At 47.1% G+C, this 17,025-nt stretch carries 16 protein-coding genes; 7 read left to right on the forward strand and 9 right to left on the reverse strand.

All coding sequences use genetic code 11. From position 1 onward, the window contains the following. Positions 1 to 53: 53 nt before the first annotated feature. Positions 54 to 1,526 (reverse strand): ketol-acid reductoisomerase, encoded by a 1,473-nt coding sequence (gene ilvC / locus C8D85_RS07890; protein ID WP_133561392.1) that lies wholly within the window; start codon positions 1,524 to 1,526, stop codon positions 54 to 56. 203 nt (positions 1,527 to 1,729) lie between these two features. On the opposite strand from ilvC, the gene ilvY reads away from it, so the two are divergent. Continuing rightward, positions 1,730 to 2,605 carry an HTH-type transcriptional activator IlvY gene (gene ilvY, locus C8D85_RS07895; protein ID WP_133561869.1) on the forward strand — a complete coding sequence of 292 codons (876 nt, stop codon included), beginning with the start codon at positions 1,730 to 1,732 and terminating at the stop codon, positions 2,603 to 2,605. 257 nt (positions 2,606 to 2,862) lie between these two features. Here the strand turns inward: ilvY and C8D85_RS07900 are convergent, their stop codons facing one another. The 4 genes from C8D85_RS07900 to C8D85_RS07915 form a co-directional block, all read right to left on the reverse strand. Next, the gene (locus C8D85_RS07900; RefSeq protein WP_133561394.1) at positions 2,863 to 3,477 is read right to left on the reverse strand and encodes a hypothetical protein; all 615 of its coding nucleotides are present in this window, start codon (positions 3,475 to 3,477) and stop codon (positions 2,863 to 2,865) included. Between the two features lie 404 nt (positions 3,478 to 3,881). Further along, positions 3,882 to 4,259, reverse strand: coding sequence for a DUF6979 family protein (locus tag C8D85_RS07905; protein ID WP_133561396.1), 378 nt, complete (start codon positions 4,257 to 4,259; stop codon positions 3,882 to 3,884). A gap of 78 nt (positions 4,260 to 4,337) precedes the next feature. Beyond that, complete coding sequence (locus C8D85_RS07910; RefSeq protein ID WP_133561398.1) at positions 4,338 to 4,973, reverse strand: GIY-YIG domain-containing protein; 636 nt, start codon at positions 4,971 to 4,973, stop codon at positions 4,338 to 4,340. Then, positions 4,970 to 5,386 (reverse strand): DUF6884 domain-containing protein, encoded by a 417-nt coding sequence (locus C8D85_RS07915; protein WP_133561400.1) that lies wholly within the window; start codon positions 5,384 to 5,386, stop codon positions 4,970 to 4,972. The genes C8D85_RS07910 and C8D85_RS07915 overlap by 4 nt, the downstream gene beginning before the upstream one ends. Before the next feature lie 711 nt (positions 5,387 to 6,097). On the opposite strand from C8D85_RS07915, the gene C8D85_RS07920 reads away from it, so the two are divergent. Further along, positions 6,098 to 6,379, forward strand: coding sequence for a type II toxin-antitoxin system Phd/YefM family antitoxin (locus C8D85_RS07920; RefSeq protein ID WP_133561402.1), 282 nt, complete (start codon positions 6,098 to 6,100; stop codon positions 6,377 to 6,379). A 294-nt stretch (positions 6,380 to 6,673) separates the two neighbouring features. Here C8D85_RS07920 and C8D85_RS07925 read toward each other — a convergent pair whose 3' ends face one another. Both C8D85_RS07925 and C8D85_RS07930 read right to left on the reverse strand, forming a co-directional pair. Continuing rightward, entirely contained in the window at positions 6,674 to 7,795 is a 1,122-nt protein-coding gene (locus tag C8D85_RS07925) for an extracellular solute-binding protein (RefSeq protein ID WP_244936961.1), read from the reverse strand. Between the two features lie 83 nt (positions 7,796 to 7,878). Beyond that, complete coding sequence (locus C8D85_RS07930) at positions 7,879 to 9,222, reverse strand: glutamine synthetase family protein (RefSeq protein WP_133561404.1); 1,344 nt, start codon at positions 9,220 to 9,222, stop codon at positions 7,879 to 7,881. A gap of 213 nt (positions 9,223 to 9,435) precedes the next feature. Here C8D85_RS07930 and C8D85_RS07935 point away from each other — a divergent pair, with 213 nt between their 5' ends. From C8D85_RS07935 to C8D85_RS07950, 4 genes are all read left to right on the forward strand, one after another. Beyond that, positions 9,436 to 10,713 carry an NAD(P)/FAD-dependent oxidoreductase gene (locus C8D85_RS07935; protein ID WP_133561406.1) on the forward strand — a complete coding sequence of 426 codons (1,278 nt, stop codon included), beginning with the start codon at positions 9,436 to 9,438 and terminating at the stop codon, positions 10,711 to 10,713. A gap of 68 nt (positions 10,714 to 10,781) precedes the next feature. Beyond that, a complete protein-coding gene (locus tag C8D85_RS07940; RefSeq protein WP_133561408.1) occupies positions 10,782 to 11,435 on the forward strand; it encodes a TetR/AcrR family transcriptional regulator in 654 nt (217 codons plus the stop codon). Between the two features lie 178 nt (positions 11,436 to 11,613). Then, complete coding sequence (locus C8D85_RS07945) at positions 11,614 to 13,485, forward strand: methyl-accepting chemotaxis protein (RefSeq protein WP_133561410.1); 1,872 nt, start codon at positions 11,614 to 11,616, stop codon at positions 13,483 to 13,485. Positions 13,486 to 13,633: 148 nt separating this feature from the next. Beyond that, positions 13,634 to 15,121 (forward strand): Na+/H+ antiporter NhaC family protein, encoded by a 1,488-nt coding sequence (locus C8D85_RS07950; RefSeq protein ID WP_133561412.1) that lies wholly within the window; start codon positions 13,634 to 13,636, stop codon positions 15,119 to 15,121. An 81-nt stretch (positions 15,122 to 15,202) separates the two neighbouring features. Here the strand turns inward: C8D85_RS07950 and C8D85_RS07955 are convergent, their stop codons facing one another. Further along, positions 15,203 to 16,162, reverse strand: coding sequence for a hypothetical protein (locus C8D85_RS07955; RefSeq protein ID WP_133561414.1), 960 nt, complete (start codon positions 16,160 to 16,162; stop codon positions 15,203 to 15,205). Between the two features lie 128 nt (positions 16,163 to 16,290). Here C8D85_RS07955 and C8D85_RS07960 point away from each other — a divergent pair, with 128 nt between their 5' ends. Next, complete coding sequence (locus C8D85_RS07960) at positions 16,291 to 16,755, forward strand: Lrp/AsnC family transcriptional regulator (protein ID WP_133561416.1); 465 nt, start codon at positions 16,291 to 16,293, stop codon at positions 16,753 to 16,755. A 15-nt stretch (positions 16,756 to 16,770) separates the two neighbouring features. On the opposite strand, the gene C8D85_RS07965 is transcribed toward C8D85_RS07960, so the two are convergent. Next, positions 16,771 to 16,986 carry a hypothetical protein gene (locus C8D85_RS07965; protein ID WP_133561418.1) on the reverse strand — a complete coding sequence of 72 codons (216 nt, stop codon included), beginning with the start codon at positions 16,984 to 16,986 and terminating at the stop codon, positions 16,771 to 16,773. Positions 16,987 to 17,025: the final 39 nt, after the last annotated feature.

A 17,025-nucleotide genomic window follows, 5' to 3' on the forward strand; every position in this document is an offset into this window, starting at 1 on the left:
CGAGTGCTCTTTCGAACTACTCGGCTTTTTAAGTGTTTAATTTCTAATGAAAATTAAACAATCTTCTTCATGTCAGCCATGTGACCACGAAGAACCGCACCTACTGCCTCAACTGGGTGAGAACGTAGCGCTGCGTTTACTTCGATTAGACGAGCGTTATCTACGCCGTTGTCTTCTACAGATAGGCCTTTACCGATTACGTCAGTTTTGATGCCTTTCATGAAGTCCGCTAGTAGTGGTACACAAGCGTGGTTGTATAGGTAACAACCGTACTCAGCTGTATCAGAGATCGTCGCGTTCATTTCGTAAAGTTTCTTACGAGCGATAGTGTTCGCGATTAGCGGAGTTTCGTGTAGAGACTCGTAGTAAGCAGATTCAGCGATGATGCCTGCAGCAGTCATAGTTTCGAATGCTAACTCAACACCCGCTTTAACCATTGCTACCATCAAGATACCTTTGTCGAAGAACTCTTGCTCAGAGATTTCTACGTCGCCTGCTGGAGTCTTCTCGAAGTTCGTCTCAGCAGTTTCTGCACGCCATTTTAGAAGGTTAGCGTCGTCGTTCGCCCAGTCTTCCATCATCACGCGAGAGAAAGTACCGTCCATGATGTCGTCTTGGTGCTTGTTGTAAAGCGGACGCATGATTTGCTTAAGCTCTTCAGCAAGGTCAAATGCTTTGATCTTAGCTGGGTTAGAAAGACGGTCTAGCATGTTTGTCACGCCACCGTACTTAAGTGCTTCAGTGATAGTTTCCCAACCGTACTGGATCAACTTAGATGCGTAACCTGCGTCGATGCCTTCTTCAACCATTTTGTCGAAGCAAAGGATCGAACCAGTTTGCAACATACCACAAAGGATAGTTTGCTCACCCATCAAGTCAGACTTAACTTCCGCGATGAAAGAAGACATTAGAACGCCTGCTTTGTGACCGCCAGTACCTACTGCGTAAGCTTTTGCTAGTGCAAGACCTTCGCCTTTAGGATCGTTGTCTTCGTGAACAGCGATAAGTGTTGGTACACCGAAGCCACGAACGTATTCTGCACGTACTTCAGAACCAGGACACTTAGGTGCAACCATGATTACAGTTAGGTCGTCACGGATTTGCATGCCTTCTTCAACGATGTTGAAACCGTGAGAGTAAGATAGGCAAGCGCCTTCTTTCATAAGAGGCATAACCGCTTTTACTACAGATGTGTGTTGCTTATCTGGAGTCAGGTTAAGAACCACGTCAGCTGTTGGGATTAGTTCCTCGTAAGTGCCTACTGTGAAACCGTTTTCAGTCGCGTTTTTCCAAGATTGACGCTTCTGCTCGATTGCTTCTGGACGTAGCGCGTAAGAAACGTCTAGACCAGAATCTCGTAGGTTAAGACCTTGGTTAAGACCTTGTGCACCACAACCGATTACTACCATTTTTTTGCCTTTAAGCGCTTCTACGCCATCAGCAAATTCTGACATATCCATAAAACGACATTTTGCTAGTTGAGCTAGTTGCTCACGTAGCGGCAAAGTATTGAAGTAGTTAGCCATGGTTAACACATCCTAAATTTTTATGATTAAAGTACCGACATCAAAACACGTCGATATTAAAAAAGAGTGACACATACACAACGCTGAAAAGCAGGGCTGTGTTGCGAAGTAAGTTCAATGTATAGAAGAGCGATCCTTTCGTAAATTGATATATTTGCAATATAACGTCCCATTTTTTGCAAAACAGAGCTATCATGGCTTTTATGAATACAAAAGCCCTCAAACAATTCCTCGCCTTAGCCGAAACGCTGCACTTTGGCCGCGCTAGCGACGAGTGCAACATCAGTGTTTCTGCACTGTCGCGCAACATTCGCCATTTGGAAGAAGAAGTGGGGGTGGACCTATTCAGCCGCGACAACCGTACCGTGGAACTGACCCGCGAAGGCCAGCGTTTTGTGAAATACGCCCGCGAAACTACCAGCCAGTGGAACCTGATTCGCCACGAACTCACCGACCACTCGGATCAACTCAGTGGTGAAATCAGCATTTACTGCTCCGTCACCGCCAGCTACAGCTTCTTATTTGAGCTATTAAACCGCTTTCGCCAAGTGCATCCGCACATCGAAATCAAACTGCACACTGGCGACCCCGATAAAGCCATTACCCGCATCTTGGACGGCAATGAAGAAATCACCATCGCCGCACGCCCATCCTCCATGCACAAAGGCTTAGCGTTCGCACCGATCACCAAATCGCCGTTAGTCTTTATCGCCCCCGTTGAGCAACAACCCAACGTTCCTACCACTTCACCAGCCTCAGCAAGTGACTGGGAACGAGTGCCGATGATCTTATCCGAAGGCGGGGTTTCAAGGATTCGCGTGGACGACTGGTTAAGCGAGCAAAACATCACGCCAAATATCTACGCACAGGTCGCAGGTAACGAAGCCATCGTAAGCATGGTGAGCTTGGGATTTGGTATTGGCGTGGTGCCAAAGATCGTACTCGACAACAGCCCACTGATGGACCGCGTCAAAATCCTCGACGTACAGCCCGAGCTAGAGCCTTACGACATTGGCTTGTTTACCTTGAAGAAGAGCTTGAAAAACCCGCTAGTTGAGGCGTTTTGGGCGTTGGTTTAAGCCCTTGTGGGACCGCCCTGCGCGCGGGAGTCTTTTAGATTTGCGAGATAGTTGGGGGCACTCTTCCATGCAATTCAATTGGCTTACGCCATTGTCTCGTACCTCGACGCGTCAGCGCCAATTAAACGCATGGAATCGTGTTAATGGGATTATTTAAATCTAACGCTTGAGTTCAGCTGCGTTTGATTCGGTGAGAGGGCTTGGCGTAGCCAAACCGAGCGGCGCGTCACATGTCAGCTGCAAAGGTTTGTTAGGCACTACCGGTTCCACCAAATCATATCCATGGAACTTAAGCCAAAACTTCCGTACCGATACTTACTTTGAGGCACGCCAAATTTACCTATCGGATCTGATGCAGGGTGAGCTGCGAGATATGCCTTAATTTGTGTTTTCTCATCGTCAGTTGTCATTTCAAAGGAATCAATGTTAGTAAGCTTCCCTGCAGCTCGGAGTTTGTACAACTCCACTTGGATATTCTCAAGCTGCTTCTCGACCTTTTCGAGAGCTTGATGAATTGCTTCGGGTTCGGGAGTGACAGCTAGCTTTGCAAGATGCACCGACAGCTTCTCGCTTTCTATCAGATGCGTTTGGCGAAGTCCTTGAGCAATATGCCAGCCAGAAACAAGCTGCGAAGCTGTGAATCGCTTTTTTTTGGCGTTGTATCTGAGCGGCGTAAACCGGCTAACCCAATCTGATACATCACGCTTTTCAAAGTAACCACCAGAACCTACCGCACGATACAGATTATTGATCGGTTCAAGGTCCTTCGTGTCTTCACAATAGGCGCACACAAGTACTGTTAGCAGGTGTAATTGAAGATGCGTGAATTCAATTGACTTAATGGCTGTTTGAATTTCGATTGGTTTTGCCACGACTTCCTCTCTTAGTGCATAACATTTTATTAATGCGCATGCACGTTCATCCAGTAAATCTGCGTGCATATTATTCTTTGATCGAAAAGACCGTAAACAATTAAAATTATTAGATATTTTTACAATGACGAGCATTTAGAGCTTGTAAAAACACGTATGCTCATTTTGATAAATAACCGTGCCGTTCAAGGAAGAGGTAAGAAAGGTGTATTCTGGTCATCCTTGACAACTTTGCTGAGAGACTAAGCTATTTCTGATGATGTTGCCAATGCCCTGAGGTCAAAGTGTTAGCGATTTATCATCTAGGCTATCAGTTTGCTCCCCAAATAAGATCGGGTCGTACACAAGCCTTTCTATAAAAATCTCACGTGTGGCGAATCCTTCTTGAACAGTTTGTTATGTGCTCACTTCAAAAACCCACTTAACCATAGCGAAACAACAACATCCATTTGATGATTATGCGCTTTCGACTCGGAACCACACGACTGAGCCCATAGCTTTTTTAAGTCTTTTCTAAAATTTCCGTCGTGTTTTAGTAGCGCTAAAGCCTCTAAAGCATACTGCTTATTTAAAATCGACTTAGTATAACTGCCACTCGGTACACCTAGGATGAAACCATCTTCAGCTAAACCTAGGAAAGTACTTTTGGGGCATCCCTTGTTAATGGAAGCTATGCGGTCTTTAAACTCACGTGTTGCAGCTGTTTTCCATGCTTCAATTGGGCAGACTCCCGTTTGGGCAATACGAGTTGCCTCGACAGCCACATCGCCATACTTACTCATTTGACCTCCTTGGAAGTAACGCCGAGCTCACCGGATAAATGCGGGCGCAATGGGTATTTTGTCCGCTGGAGCTACTTGTTAGCCATCTACTAGCTTTGAAAAGCACTGAATGCCCGAAGCGTCAAAGGGTGTTTTATATAATTCATTTACCAGCCATAGGCCACTTTTTGCGATTTTTTCCTTTGGTGAAAAACTGCCAATCCAATTGTTTGACGGGGTGCACCTCTCACACCAAGAAACGGTCGAAATGATTTTTGATTCGATTTCTAGTCGCTTCTTCTTGTCATTTACTTCAAACACGCAGAATGAAAAAGCACCTTGAATGTATTGACTAACTCGTGACTCAATAACTTTTTGATATTCAAAGTCAATCAGATGCGCATACTTCTCCTTGGACTTTCGGGTAGTAAGATCAAGCTCCCAATACTCAAGAAAGGGATCATTGGCCTGTTTAAGTAACGAGCGGCCGATATTCTTTCTGAATATGCTCCTATCCTTATTTTCATTCAGAAAGTGTTGTTTGAGCCTTGGTCGAAGCTGATTGTCTCCAGTATGTGTACCTACTCGAACAATTCGGTCTCCTCCATGACCTTTCTCATCTTTTTCAAATAATATGTAAATTCCGTTAGATGGGATTTCTGAATCATCAAAGGGGAAAGTGTGCCTTTTCAAGCTTCTAGCCAATTTATGTATTGTTTCACACTCTTTGCTCATGCCGTAAGCTCCTTGAGATGCTTAAGCTGTTTGCCAATGGGCAAGCCTTTAAGTGGAATTTCTGTATTGCTCAAATGAGGCAATAAGTACCTTCGATATTTTTCGCCTGCGAGAAATGTGAACGCATCGCCTTTTAAGGAGGTGACCTCTTTCAGTTGAGACAAAACTTTGTTCGCCCACTCCTTAATATCCGGCGCGCGCATGTTATTCAAGGTTCTTTCATATGGATCTATCATTTGATCCAAGCTCAAAAGCCCGTGCTCTGCAGAAAGAATATAAATTGCATCAGGTTTTAAGCTATTACCGTATTTAAGATTCAGTTTGAAAAGCGTACTCACATAAAGATCTTTCGCTTTTGCACGATGCGATAGCTTTTGGCTTACGCATGAAATAAGAACTATTTTCTTGCTCATGACTTCTCTTTTAGGGGCTAACATTATCATAGTGCGCATGCGCATTTACCCAATAAACCGGTGTGCGCGTTATTCTGTTTTAGTCTTGTGGAAGGTAAAACCATAACCTATTGAAATAATTATAAATTTATAAAAAGTGAGCGCTTCAGGCATGTAAAAACGCGCATACCCATTTCGTTAAATAACCGTGCCGTTCAAGGAAGAGTTAAGAGAGGTGCGTTCTAGTCATCCTTGACTGCATTGGTTATAGGTTAATCCATTTCTGATGCTGTGACCAATGTTCTGAGATCAAAGTGTTGGCGATTTATCATCTAGGCTGAGAGCTTGCTCCCCGATACAATCGGGTCGTACAAGACCCAATTTCCCGCGCAAAGCGCAGTCCTACAAAGCTTCCATGCGTTTGATTCGCGCTGACGTTTCGAGCTGAGGGACGAAGCGAAGAAGTTGCGCAAGCGAATTGAATTGCATGGAAGCTCGCGCACCAGTGACACTACTATCGCCTTCCTAGGCTTTAGATGTGAAAAAACCGGCACGGGGCCGGCTTATTCGTCCAACTCCAGGGGTCTGTATGTCGCCACACGTGGAAGAAGGATAAGTTGTGTTCACATTATAGCCAGTTATGGAGGAGCTGCAAGGCTCTATCCTTTAAGGATTCGCTCAAGCATGAAAATCGACTTATGCTATCTAAGTACTTAATGAAAGGCTTTCTTTATGAAAACGATTACAGCTACAGACGCTCAAGCTTCACTTTCTAAGTTGATAGAGCAAGTGAACAAAGACAATAAGATTATCGAAATCATAAATGAGACAGACAGGGTCGTTATGATGTCTCGTGAGCACTATGAAGGCTTGCAGGAGACGCTGCATTTGCTTTCTCAATCAGGCTTTAAAAGCGACTTTGATCAATCTGTGAAAGAAGCAGACCAAGGATACACAGACAGCTTTGAGCATGTTTTGGTAAGTCTTAGTTCCTCTCATTTCCCGAGAACTTAAAGACTTCTCCCCGATACAATCGGGTCGTACAAAACCCAATTTCCCGCGCAAAGCGCGGTCCTACAAAGATTCCATGCGTTTGATTCGCGCTGACGTTTCGAGCTGAGGTACGAAGCGAAGAAGTTGCGCAAGCGAATTGAATTGCATGGAAGCTCACACCTACAGCAATAAGGCGAAGCGCATTGCCGAGGAGGACGCTAGGTTGTTCCCGAGCACAGCTCGGTCCTACAAGACCATTGCTGAATGAAAAAACGGAGGGAATACCTCCGTTTTTTTATGTGGGTTTAGAACTCTCTAGCGGCCTGTTTTGATGTCGGTCCAGAGGCGGACCATTAGGCGTTCAATTCGCATGCCGCGGACTTTCTGTGCGAACAGTTTCTTTTTCACATCCGCTGGTGGGTAGATGCCTTCGTTGTCGCGGATTTCTTCGTCTTGTAGATCCATGGCGTCAACGTTCGGGTTGGCGTAGGCGACGTAGTTGGAGATATCGGCGATGACGTCAGGGCGTAGTAGGAAGTCGATGAATTTATGCGCTGCGTCTTTGTTTTTGGCATCTTTTGGAATCGCTAGCATGTCGAACCAGACTTGTGTGCCTTCCTTTGGAATGCTGTATTCGATGTTGATGCCGTTTTCCGCTTCGATGGCGCGGTCTTGTGCTTGGATCACGTCACCCGACCAACCGATGGCAACGCAAGCATCGCCGTTTGCGAGGGCGCTGATGTATTGAGAAGAGTGGAATTGGCTAACGTATGGGCGCACGCTTTTCAGCAGTTCAACCCCTTCGCTGTCCAAGGCGTAGTCCGATTGGGTGCGGCTGTTTGGGTCTTTGCCGAGGTAGTTTAAAACCAGTGGGTAAAGCTCGTCTGGTGAGTCTAGGAACATGACGCCACAGGACTGCAGTTTTTCCATGTTTTCCGGTTTGAACACCAGATCCCAGCTGTTAACTGGCGCGTCTTCGCCCAGTACTTCTTTCACTTTATCAACGTTGTAACCAATCCCTGTGGTGCCCCAAAGGTAAGGTACGCCGTATTGGTTGCCCGGGTCGACTGCTTCTAGGAAAGACAGCAGCTCTGTATCAACACGATGTAAGTTAGACAGTTTTGACTTGTCTAAGGTATCAAACACACCCGCTTGGATCTGGCGGCCCATAAACGAAGCCGTCGGTACAACCAGGTCGTAACCTGAGTTGCCTGCCAACAGTTTGGCTTCTAGCACTTCGTTGCTATCGAATACGTCTTCGATCACGTCGATGCCGGTTTCAGCTTCAAAACGTTCGATGGTGTCTTCTGCAATGTAGTCAGACCAGTTGTAAAACTTGAGTGTCTCCGCCATGGCAGGCGTAGCGCCTGCGCTCAACGCACAGACTAAGCTTGCAATGGGTACTACACGTCGCATTTTTCGTTGTGGGTGTGTCATGGTTGATTCCTTTAGTGATGTCATAAGGATGCCCACGCTTGGCTTTTCTATCCAAGTCATTGGGCATCACGGTTTGAAAGTTATTACACGTTCAATAGCAGGTGCTCGCGTTCCCATGAGCTGATCACGCGGTTAAACGTTTCGAATTCGCTACGTTTAACGCCCATGTAAGCGGTGACAAAGTCCATGCCTAGGATTTCACACAATGGTTCGCAGTCTTCTAATAGACGAAGGCCTTCTTCCAAGGTGCGGGCAATTTCCACTTCTTGGTATTCAGAAGGCGGCTGGTTGCCTTTGGTGGGTTCGGTCGGACGCAGTTTTTGCTTCATACCCAAGTAACCACAGGCCAAGGTCGCGGCGATGGCTAAGTAAGGGTTACAGTCCGCGCCAGGGAAACGGTTTTCAATGCGTGTCGCTTGTGGCGGTGCATACGGAATACGTAGACCTGCTGTGCGGTTGTCAAAGCCCCATTGCATGTTGATCGGTGCTGCCATTTCAGGGGAGAAGCGGCGGTAAGAGTTAACGTTCGGCGCAAAGAAAGAAATCGCGTTCGGCGTGTATTTCTGCAAGCCACCTAGGTAGTGGTAGAACAACTCACTCGGCTCGCCATTGTTATCGAAAACGTTTTGACCCGTTTCAGCGTCCACTAAGCTTTGGTGGATGTGCATCGCGCTGCCCGGTTCGTTTTTCATCGGCTTCGCCATGAAGGTCGCGTAGACACCGTGTTTCATCGCGGCTTCACGTAATGTGCGTTTGAACACAAACACCTGATCGGCAAGATCTAATGGATCACCGTGAATAAAGTTGATTTCCATCTGTGCCGCACCAGATTCGTGGATCAAGGTGTCCACGTCCAGGTCTTGTGCTTCGCAGTAGGCATATAGGGTATCGATGATAGTGTTGAACTCGTTTACCGCATCAATGCTGTAGGAACGACGTGAGGTTTCACGCTTACCAGAACGGCCTGCAGCGGGTTTTAGTTCGTAGTCAGGGTCGGTATTCGGTTGAATCAGGTAAAACTCAACTTCTGGAGCGATAATAGGTTTTAGACCTTCTTTCTCATAAAGAGACAGGATATGACGCAAGATCGTACGACTGGCCAATGGGTGTAATTCACCATCGGTAGTGTAACAATCGTTGATCACTTGTGCCGTCGGTTCATCCGCCCAAGGTACCATTCGCAAGGTGTTTGGATCAGGCTTGAGCACCATGTCGCGGTCGCTGGCGTCAACAATGTCGTAGTGGTTGTCTGCCCAATCACCTGTCACACTTTGCACCAGTACCGTCTCTGGGATACGGCCTGTTTTCTCAGCTAAGAACTTAAACGTCGGGTAGAACTTACCCCGCGCGTTACCTGTCATATCTGCTAACGTTGACTCGACTTCTGTAATTGCATGCTCTTTTAAAAAAGCTTCAAGCTCTGTCATAACTCACCTTGGTTTGGATGGATCTTAAATTTCCTGTTGCGATCTTTTTTGTTTCGGTTATTCTTTGCGCTAAACCGAATAATGTTTCGGTTTAAAAACATATTTCAGTTTGATTATTAAATCAACACTTTGTTAGAAATAGGTTTTCAAAAGATTCATTTTCAACAAAAACCGACTGATCGTTCGGTTAACACTTGAAATAGGAGTGCCCCATTGAGCACACATGAAGCGTCTTACTACGCCGCCACAGCCAAAGCCTTGGTCGATCGTCCACAGTTAGTGGGCGATCACGAAAGTGATATTTGTATCATTGGTGGAGGCTTTACTGGGACTTCTGCCGCGCTGCATTTGGCTGAGGCAGGGTATCAAGTCACGCTTCTGGAAGCTCATAAAATCGGTTGGGGGGCATCAGGACGCAACGGTGGACAAATTTGCCAAGGCCATAATATGGGCCATGAAGAGATGGTGAAGCAAGTTGGCAAAGAAGCGGCGGATCTGTTGTGGCAAACGTCAGTCGACTCGGTCACCTTAGTCAAAGACTTAGTGAAACAGTACCAAATCGATTGTGACTTGAGCGACGGGGTGCTGCATGTGGCGAATAAGCCAAAGCATGCACAAGAAATCCGTGACGCAGTCGCATACAAACGTGACGTGTTGGGCTATCAAGGTGTGTCCTTTCTGAACGCAGACGAAGTCACACAGAAGCTGGGGACGGATCGTTACCACGGCGGCGAATGGTACGCAGAAGGTGCCCATTTGCATCCCCTGAATTTTGCCTTGGGCTTAGCCAAAGCGGCAGAGGGACATGGCGCGAAGCTTTATGAAAACTCGGCTGTGATTGACTATCAAGCGGGTGAAAAACCCGTAGTTAGAACCGCAAAAGGCCAAGTGACCTGCCGCTATATTCTGTTTGCCTGCAATGGTTACTTAGGTCATCTAAATCGCCCTGCGGCTCGTAAGATTATGCCGATTAACAACTTTATTATTGCGACTGAGCCATTGCCACAAGAGGTGATCGGGCGCATTAACCCTGACAACATTGCCATCGCTGACTCGAAGTTTGTGGTGAATTACTATCGCCTGTCAGCCGATGGTCGCATGCTGTGGGGTGGCGGCGAGAATTACAGTCCGCGCTTTCCAAAAGACATCGCAGGGTTTGTGAAGAAACACATGATCGAGACGTATCCTGAGCTTGACCGTTATCGTATTGATTACGCGTGGGGCGGAACTCTAGCAATTACTTTGAATCGGATGCCGCATATCGCGCGCCAAGATGAGAATATTTTTGTCGCCCATGGCTATTCTGGGCACGGCGTGGCCTTAGCTACTTTTGCGGGTGCGGTGTTTGCGAAAGCGGTGCAAGGCTCGTTAGAAACGGTCGATGCGTTTGAAAAGCTGCCCATGCGCGACTTCCCTGGTGGCACCTTACTGCGTTGGCCCGGTCTGGTGGCAGGAATGCTGTACTATTCCATGTTAGATCGGTTACCGTAGCGATCTTAGCAACCGTTATCGCGACTTATATTGATGCCTTATTTGATAGAAGGACACCCTCACATATCATGACCAAAAAACCGACGACGATGAAAACCATGCAATCCGTTTCACCGCGCAGTGAGCCAGTGCAGTCACGCTCTATTAAGCGCACTCAGCAGATCTTAGAAGTCACCAGCAACTTGCTAGAAACCGTTGGCTTGAACGATCTAAATACTGCCATCATCGCCAAGGAAGTCGGGATTTCAGTCGGCTCGCTTTATCACTACTTTCCCAATAAACACGCCATTTTGTACGCCATGGGCAAAAGCTGGCTAGACAGCATTGAAGAAGTCTTAAACGACATCGAAGAGTGGCCTGTTGAAAGTCTGTCCCTAGAGGACTTTATTGACCAAGTTGTCGACATCAACTTACGTACTTATCGTCAGCAAAAGGCGGTGCTTCGCCTAGTACAAGCCATGTTCTCAGTGCCTGAACTAAGAGAGCTGGATGAACGTCATGATGATATGGTGATCTCACAAATGGCTAAAGTGTTTAAACGGCTGGGGATCAACAAGCATATTCGCGAACGCGAGCGCATCGCACGTCATTATTTAGAAGTCACTCACAGTAGTTATCTGGTGATCGTTAACCAAAATGAACAACGCGCAACACGAACACTACAGGACTTGAAAATAATGTTACAAAGCCTGCTAGCACATCATTTAAAATCACCCGAATAGGGGGGATTTCCTCTTTCTAAAGCGCTTGCGGAGACAATACATCCAACGGTATTGGCTGCTTGCGCGCTGAAGGTTTTCTCATAGCAAAATGAAAATGTCTTCTATACTGAAAAGTGTCGTATGACATGAGAAAATACTTTCCTCATAAAAATCAACGCCTTAAATTGGTGGGGTACACATGCGTTTTAGCCAAAAAATCGTTGCGATGTCATCGCTATTGTTAGCCTTGACCGTCGGTTTACTGAGTGTCCAACAGTTATTTACTGTCCGCTCAGAAGTCGAAGGTCTAGTCAAAGTCAGCCTGAAGGAAATGGTTGTCGGGGTAGGGAATACAATCAGTGCAGAGCTATCCAACAAGAAAGCTATGGCGCAAAGTATGACCGAGAGCATAGAGCTCAATCCCGATGACAGAGGCTATGTTAAGCAGCTACTGGAGAAGCCTGCGATCAAAAACAGCTTTCTAGCCATCGGCCTAGGTTACGAGTCCGATGCGGTCGTGGTTGAAAATGACGACGGCTGGGAACCAGATGCGAGCTACGATCCACGCAAACGTCCTTGGTACGTAGATGCTAAGCGTGAACGCACACAAATCGTGACCGCACCTTATGTGGATGTATCCACCAAACAAACGATCATTTCTATCGGTAATCCCGTAATGAATGGCAACCGTTTTGTCGGTGCAATGTTCTACGATTTAGAGCTGGGTGGTTTGTCCGATTTGGTGAACTCCGTCAATATCTTTGATGCAGGCTACCTGTTCCTTGTCACCGATAAAGGCCAAGTGATCGCCCACCCTGAAACAGAAAGTAACGGTAAACCGTTTGCTGAAGTCTTACCTTCCGTCACGTTAAAAGAAGGTCTACAACAGGCTAAAGTTGACGGTGTCGACAGCCTGATTAGTGTGACCCGTGAAGCCAGCCAAGATTGGTTCGTCGTTGCTGTGGTTGATGAAGACAAAGCCTTTTCTGCCCTGGCAACATTACGCAGCAATGCAATTGTCTTTGGCCTATTAGGCATCTTGATCAGTGTCGTAGTGATGACGTTACTTATCCGTACACTGTTGCGCCCTCTAGGGGAGTTGAATGCGGCCATCAAAGATGTTGCCACTGGTGAAGGTGATCTGACGAAACGCATTGCACCGAGCAATACACCAGAGTTTGCAGAGCTAGCTCAAGGTTTTAACCAGTTTGCGGCAAGCTTGCAGGAGCGCATTACGCACCTAAAACAATTAGGTGACGAAGTGGCAGCCAGTGGTAAGCAGACCGTTACTAGTTCGCGCCAATCTTCGCAAGCCATGCAAGATCAATTGAAAGAACTCGAAATGCTGGCCACGGCCATCCACCAAATGTCGTTGGCGTCCAACGAAGTGGCTGAAAACGCACAACGTGCCTCTGAATCTGCCAACGAAGTGGATCGTACCACCCTTGAAGGTTCTGCAGTGGTCAGTGACACCGCGAAATCAATCGACGCATTGTCGGATCGAATCGATCAAGCGGTTGAACAGGTCAAAGGCTTGGAGCATGCAACCAGTAATATCGAAACCATTTTGGCCGTCATTAACGAGATCGCAGATCAAACCAACTTGCTTGCTTTGAACGCCGCCATTGAGGCAGCCCGAGCAGGGGAGTCCGGTCGTGGCTTTGCCGTGGTTGCTGATGAAGTCCGTACACTAGCTCAGCGCACTCAGGAATCGACCACTGAGATTCGTGGCATGATTGAGCAATTGCAAAATGGCTCAGCAGCGGTTTCCCATGCGATGACCGAGAGCCGAAATACTGCTGTAAAAGCCGTAGAAAATGCCAAACTGGCGGACACCGCGCTCGTACGCATTCGCCAATCCATTGAGCAAATTCGAGATATGAACACTCAAATCGCCTCTGCGGCACAAGAGCAAAGTCATGTAGCGGAAGAGATCAACCAAAATGCAGTGAAAATTAAAACACTGTCCACCTCTGTGGTAGATCTTGCTCAAGACTCCAGTAACGCCATGGAACAACAGCGTTCACATACCGAGTCACAGAAATCGATTTTGGACCGTTTCAAAGTCTAATCATCACTTCCTTTAACAAAAGCCAGCTGCTTAGCTGGCTTTTTTTATACCTCCTATGGGCTAACCCCTTGGGGATATATGTTTCCGTATTTGTTTCAGAGTATTTTAAATGCTTATAAGAATTATGCTTTAAAATCGGGAACACTCTATGGAACAAGTTATAAGAGCGTTGAATACTATTCGCCCTAAACGCTCCCTTTTGCTGTCGGTCATGGTGACTCTTGGCGCCATTGCTTTCTTCTGGTCATTGTCTTACGCACATCAACCTGGTGAAGACTGGGGCTTCAAATCGCTACTGCCCACGTTGTTTGTCCTCTCCATTGCTCTCATTTCTCGTGCCCCTTTTGAATCCTTATTAACCGGTGTGGTCGCCGGCCTGATCATGCTTGATCACACTTCGGTGGTCACGTCTCTTGCCGACACACTGTCTGCGGTGATGGGCAATGAAACCATTATTTGGATCGTGTTGGTCTGTGGTTTGATGGGCGGCTTGATCGTATTACTGGAGAAAAGCGGCTGTCTAAACAGTTTCAGCGATTGGTTAAAAGGCCGTATTAAGTCCCGCCGCCAATCATTGTTAACAACCTTTTTTATTGGCTTAGTCGTATTTATCGATGACTATCTAAACTGTTTGGCGGTGTCCTCTTCGGTTAAACAAGTGACCGATCATTACAAAGTTTCCCGTGAGAAATTGGCGTATATCATCGACTCAACGGCCGCACCGATGTGTATCTTAGTACCCGTTTCCACATGGGCAGTGTTCTTTGCAGGCTTGCTCGAGGAGAACGAATTGGCAGCCGACGGCCAAGGTCTCGCAACGTATATTTCTGCAATCCCATTTATGGTCTATGGCTGGGTCGCGTTGATCCTAGTGTTTTTGGTGGCATTAGGTGTGGTCGGCAACCTAGGGGCAATGAAAAAGGCGGAAGCTCGCGCCGCAAGCGGACAGCCTAAGCCTTTAGACTATACTGGCGATACCATGGAAGCGGCCGCAACCAGCCATCGCAAGACCAGCAGCCTAGTGGGCATGTTGAACTTTATCGTACCGATGTTGATCTTGATTGCGGCAACGGTTTACTACGATATCGACCTGTTAAAAGGCGTTTTGGTGACCCTAGCGATTACCGTGGCAATGTATTACTTACAAGGGCTGTTATCGCTAGAAGAGCAGTTCAAAGGCGTCTTTGAAGGCTTCAAGGTGATGCTCTACCCACTGTCCACAGTGATTGCCGGTTTTATGTTGAAAAGTGTCAACGACGAACTGGGTATGACCAGCTATATCGTCAGTGTGGTCGCTCCTATCATGACCGCTGAACTGATGCCGGCTTTGGTATTTGTCGTCATGGCGGCCATTGTGTTCGGTACGGCATCGAGCTGGGGATCATTTATTATCGCTATTCCCATTGTTGTGCCGATTGCCTTAGGTGTGGATGCCAATATGGCATTAGTAATTGGTGCACTACTGTCTGCGTCATCGTTTGGTAGTCATGCTTGTTTCTTCAGTGACTCTACCGTGCTGGCCGCACAAGGAGCAGGGTGCTCGCCCATGGCACACGCGATGACCCAGCTACCTTACACCGCATTGGGCGCGACTCTGAGCTTTGTCCTTTTCATTATCCTAGGGTACAGCGTCTAATTATTTAGCAACTCATTAGACAGTAGATCTATACAAAGGGCCGTTTAACGGTCCTTTGTATATTCAAGCAACATGTTTTTATTACGTCTGCGGTGTTTCTTGGCGATCGTTTAATTTTCGCGTCACATATGACCAACGAGCCAAGGCTCCAATGACGACTAACGCAAACACCAGTCTCGCCCAAAGAATTCCTGAAAGATCCGCCCCCATCAGGAGAATCAGCATAGTGTCCTCGATGACACTGTGAAACAGCCCCAAAAAGCCAATCGTTAAGAAAATATCTCGCTGACTCAGACGGCCAGATTGCGCTTCTTTAATCAGTAGCCCCGCTCCAAACGTCAGACCAAGCACCACGCCGATCACCGCCACGTTTGCAGCGTCTTTGCCGATACCCAACCAGCGCAGCACAGGGTAAAGCAAGGTATGCATCATGCGCTCAATACCAATCGCTCTAAGGACTCTTAGCAACACCATCAAGGCAAAGATAATCACATAAATCCAAGCAAGAGTTTCGATCTGGCCTAATGCCCATGACACTAAGCTGTCATCCACAGGTGCGTCGGGACGCCACAAAGAGCTGGCCGGTTGCTGCAACCAGTTCATTGAGCTGTACAGGAAATGTAGGGCACCGCCTAAGATCACCGCACCACCAAAACGAAGTGCTAGGGTAACGCGCCAGCTGACGCCCATATTCTTCGCCACAGCCCCTTCTACGGGTAGAGAGTGCGATAACAATGCCAGCACGCCCAATACAGTGACTTGCGCAACGCTCAAGGTTTGCGTCAGCTCCAAGTTAAAGTAAACAATCAAACCGGTATAAATGTTCGTGAGCATCAAGGTCGCCCAGACCAACCCCAACTCATTTGGCAATCCGACCCATTGCATCATAGGCGACAGAATGTCACCGAGCAGCGCCACACCACCGATCATTTCCAGCCCCTTGACGATGACTAAGGCGGGCACCATGACTTTTAACAGTACCCAATACACCTTGGCCGCTTCTTTTAACAAAGTCAGAACAACGCTTAATACCGATTTCATAACGTTCCACAAAGATCATTTAACATAGACAGTCATTGTAAAGACGCCAAGAAAAATAATGTCACGCTTTACTTATAAAACATTTCATTTAATTTGTTTGTTAGGCAATTAACAAAATATTATTAACCATGAACGCTTTAGATCGAATCGACCGTAATATCTTGATGCAACTACAACAAGACAGCCGCCTGACAAATGTACAGTTAGCGGCGCAAGTAGGGCTGTCACCGCCGGCGTGTTTAAAGCGGGTGAAACGTCTCACTGAAGAGGGATATATCAGTCGCCAAGTCGCACTGGTCGCGCCACATAAGCTCGGTCCCATGCTGCACATGGTAGTGGAAGTGTTTATGGAAAGGGATCATAAGCAGCTGTTTCAGGAATTTGTGAAAAGCATCCAAGCCACACCTGAAATCAAGCAGTGCTATCAAGTCACCGGCGAAGTCGATTTCGTTCTAATCGTCATGGTGCGTGATATGGAAGCTTATGAAAAGCTATGTGATCGTCTGCTGTACAGCAATCCTAACGTGAGGAAGTTTCGCACGCTGATTTCGATGAAGCGGGATAAGTTTGAAACCGCTATTGAACTCGAATGATACTGGCACGTCGCGTTAGTCATCATCCTGCATTGGAATGCTGGACTGCCCTGTCATGAGCTGAGCTAACTTAGCGGCAATACTCGATTGTTCGGCTTCCGTTAACAGCACCGATTGGGCGGCAGCAAAGCTGTATTCGTCCTGACCGCCCTGAAAAACGATTTGTCCAAGTACTTGGCCGCTGTCACTAATACAGTCCAACGCTTGTTGATTAGGAAAAAACAACACCATTTATACACATCTCATTAAGGCTGCAGAAACTCCATCATA

Origin of the sequence: Marinomonas communis (assembly GCF_004363305.1) — a bacterium.
In the GTDB taxonomy this organism is placed as follows: Bacteria; Pseudomonadota; Gammaproteobacteria; order Pseudomonadales; family Marinomonadaceae; genus Marinomonas; species Marinomonas communis.